The organism is Terriglobus sp. 2YAB30_2 (genome assembly GCF_052114765.1).
Taxonomy (GTDB): Bacteria; Acidobacteriota; Terriglobia; order Terriglobales; family Acidobacteriaceae; genus Terriglobus.
In genome coordinates, this window is record NZ_JBFRFJ010000048.1 from 1 (window position 1) to 3,182 (window position 3,182).

At 55.7% G+C, this 3,182-nt stretch carries 3 protein-coding genes; all 3 read right to left on the bottom strand.

Annotation, left to right across the window (positions count from 1 at the left end; genetic code table 11):
* Positions 1-363: 363 nt before the first annotated feature.
* Positions 364-1,020 carry a transcription elongation factor GreB gene (gene greB, locus AB4Y89_RS24380; protein ID WP_442303545.1) on the bottom strand — a complete coding sequence of 219 codons (657 nt, stop codon included), beginning with the start codon at positions 1,018-1,020 and terminating at the stop codon, positions 364-366.
* A gap of 64 nt (positions 1,021-1,084) precedes the next feature.
* Positions 1,085-1,537 carry a GlcG/HbpS family heme-binding protein gene (locus AB4Y89_RS24385; RefSeq protein ID WP_442303546.1) on the bottom strand — a complete coding sequence of 151 codons (453 nt, stop codon included), beginning with the start codon at positions 1,535-1,537 and terminating at the stop codon, positions 1,085-1,087.
* Positions 1,538-1,915: 378 nt separating this feature from the next.
* A complete protein-coding gene (locus AB4Y89_RS24390) occupies positions 1,916-2,764 on the bottom strand; it encodes a TIGR03435 family protein (RefSeq protein ID WP_442303547.1) in 849 nt (282 codons plus the stop codon).
* Positions 2,765-3,182 lie beyond the last annotated feature (418 nt).

The window sequence follows — 3,182 nt, forward strand, 5'->3', positions numbered from 1 at the left end:
GGAAATTTCATACAACCGAAATTCCCAGATTCCCACCGCCTCCACCACTACCTGAGATCAAAAAAACTCAGATACATAAACCTACCGAGCAAAAAGTGTTACCCATCTGCCCGGTCTAAACTGTTACCTATCTCCCAGGCTGCACAGATGTCCCACAGAGGTGCGGCTTTAGCCGCTGAGGGCATAGCATCGGTACCTCAGCGGCTAAAGCCGCATCCTCATTTCAGACTCCGTACGGCACGGCTAAAGCCGTGCCCTTAAGCAAGACATTCGCACCCACTGGACGGGCGATCTCGAATTTGTCGATACGCCCTAGTCTCGCAGTGCGGGAGCGAAGCTCATCACTTCCGAGAAGCGCATTTATCAGGACGCACTTTGCTCCTCTACCATCGGGTCGTACTCCCGTGTTTCCGCCGATTGAGTGTCAGCGATCGAGTCATTTGTAGAGACTTCGGACCCAAGTGGCTCGCGGAACGGTTCTACCGAGATGCGTTCATACCGCACTTCCAACACTGTCAGCTGTTCCGGGCCACGCGGCGCATGGAGAACAATTTCATCACCCGCCGCAGTTTTCATTAATGCGCGCCCCAGAGGCGAGACCCAGCTGATATGGTTGCGTTCGAGATCGACTTCGTCGGTACCGACGATGCTCACCACTCGCTCTTCTCCTGCAGCATTGACATAGTGAACGGTCGCGCCAAAGAATGCGTTAGTCATCCGCAGGCCCGTTCTCGGAGCTTCGGGATCTACCACCTCCGCGGCCTCGATTCGTTTCGTAAGAAAGCGAATCCGCCCATCGATCTGTCGCAGTCGCCGCTTTCCGTACTGATAGTCGGCATTCTCACTGCGATCGCCATTGCCGGCAGCCCACGCCACCACCTGCACTACGGCAGGGCGCTCCTTGTTGAGTAAAAAACTGCGCTCATGTTTAAGGCGCTCGAGCCCACTGGGAGTAATGTAGTTTGTGCCGTGCGCCGCGGGCGCCTCTGCTGGCGGTCTTCTAGTGAACCCTTTCCGCATCCTGTCCTCTCCAGCGCGAATTCGTGAGCGCCTCGATCAGCCGACGAATCAACCCCGGCAACCGTCATTGCTTAAGAAGCGCGTCAAGGCCAGACTGCGCAATGGCTTCGTCGATCTCCGATTTGGAGCCGCTGGCGGAGATCCCACCCAGGATCTTCCCATCGATTTTAATCGGAAGTCCTCCCTGGTTGGGGAAGAATTCAGGGAATGCCATCGCTTCCGTATTGCCCTTTTTAATTGTGTCAGCTCCGTCTTTGGACGGCCTGCCGTAGAAGGCCGCATGGCGTGCCTTTTTTTGGGCGAATTGAATGGTGTTCAGTGAGGCGGTTTCGCCCTTCTCCAGAAAAAGCAGATTGCCACTCTCATCCACGATGCAGATGGTTACGGAAACATTGAGCTCCTTCGCCTTTGCCTCCGCCGCAGAAACCATGATTTTGATATGAGTGAGATCCAGATACTTCTTGTTTGGAAGATCGTTGGCAAAAGCCGTCGCCGCTGAAAGAAGGATTGCCGTCAAAACTCGATACACGAATACCTCCCTAAGAATTGCGCTCCCAAGGTATCAGAGCCATCAGTCTAACGTTGTTATCAAAAATATTGGCTGGCGTGATTCGTGAAGGACCTGGTTTTCAATGCTCCGGATGGCAAGGATGTTCGTGATCGAACTTCAGGAACAGGCACTAGGGTGTATCGACAAATTCGCCTTGACTGAGGAACTATAGAGCGGGCCTTCAGCCCTTTAACATCTTGTGGCACTGAAACCTGGGGCGTTGCCCCAGGCTGGTATAGAGCGCGCCTTCAGCGCTTACCTACGTGGGTGCCCACCCTCGGGGTCCCCGACGAACTTGTTCGTTGGGGTGAACGCTCGGAACGCTAGGTTGGGAATACGAGCGCATCAGTTCTCCGTCGGCGCCTTCTCAATGTGATCCACGACAAGCTGCATCAGGGGTGCCCTGCGGGATTCGAGCCTGAGACCGTACGGTTGCAGTGCATCGAAGATGGTGACGCGTGGTTCGGACTGGGTGTCTGCACCTCCATCAGGCCCCTGTCGTGGACCACCCGGGCCACCCCCCATGCGGAACATCATATTTTCCGGAAAGAAGGTGAGATCGATGTCGTACTCTCCCGATAAACCGGTCTGGTCTACGACCGGCTTATCGGTAAAGCCCGAGAGCATTTCGCTGAGTCTGCTCAAGGTCACGGCGGGTCCGGTCAGGTGCAGGCCAGACGGACCGCCCAGCATCTGAATGTCGCCACGCACCGGCGTGCCGGGGCGACGGTTGGGACTGTCAGGGTAGTCCGACGGTGGGATCGTCGTCGCCTTGAGCTTCGGTCCGTTCTTGCCCACGACCAGCGCGTAGACTGCCTGCTCTTTCGTCTCGCGGTGTAGCTCTAGTTTGAAGCGGTCTCTCAGAAGAGACTGCAGCATCTCCGGTACCTGGTCTCTTGTGGCTCCCTCCGGATACTTCGCCTCGATGTCGAAGCGGTTGTGTATCGACTCAGGGCCACTGATCTGGAACTCCTTCACTCCGTAGGCCACCCGAATGAGATCTCGCACCGAGACATTCACGTAGTGGATCATCGAGCGGTCGGCGTTCATTCTGATCGCGATCATCTCCGCCGTTGCGGATGCTCCTGGACGAATGGACGCGACCTCGAACGAACGGCTGCCTTGTGGCTGCTGCGCAGTTGCGGCCGCAAAGGAAGCGGCAAGCACGACGGGAAGGATCGAGAGCAGTTTCATAAGCCTGATTCTGGCGCGAGGCGCACGTCAGGCGTGCAAATTGTATGTAAGGAATGTAAAGTCGCGGCTGCTGTTCTAGTGTGGGAGTCGTTATTCGCTGAACAATAAGCGGATTTGGTCCTGAGGAAGCCGGGTTGATTGAACCGGGTGGGAGCAGCGGGCTTCAGCCCGCTGATAAAAGACGTAAAAGTAAATGGGCTTTAGCCCTGGGCTTTTTCCTGATGGAGAAAAGCCCAAGGCTAAAGCCCGCTTCTTATAGTGCCAACAACGCGGGCCTTCAGAGTCTGTGTGAGTACTTGCTTTTCGGGGTTATTTATACGAGAAGAGAGTATGTCACGGTATTTGCCCTATTCGCCGGAGCAAGGGTACCTGGTGCCGCCTCGAGTGGATGAAGTTCTGAGTGCGGATCATCTGTGTT

What these genes read in the sequence shown, in the direction of transcription:
- greB (WP_442303545.1), bottom strand. Translation starts at nt 1,020, where the DNA reads ATGCGGAAAGGGTTCACTAGAAGACCGCCAGCAGAGGCGCCCGCGGCG.
- AB4Y89_RS24390 (WP_442303547.1), bottom strand. Translation starts at nt 2,764, where the DNA reads ATGAAACTGCTCTCGATCCTTCCCGTCGTGCTTGCCGCTTCCTTTGCG.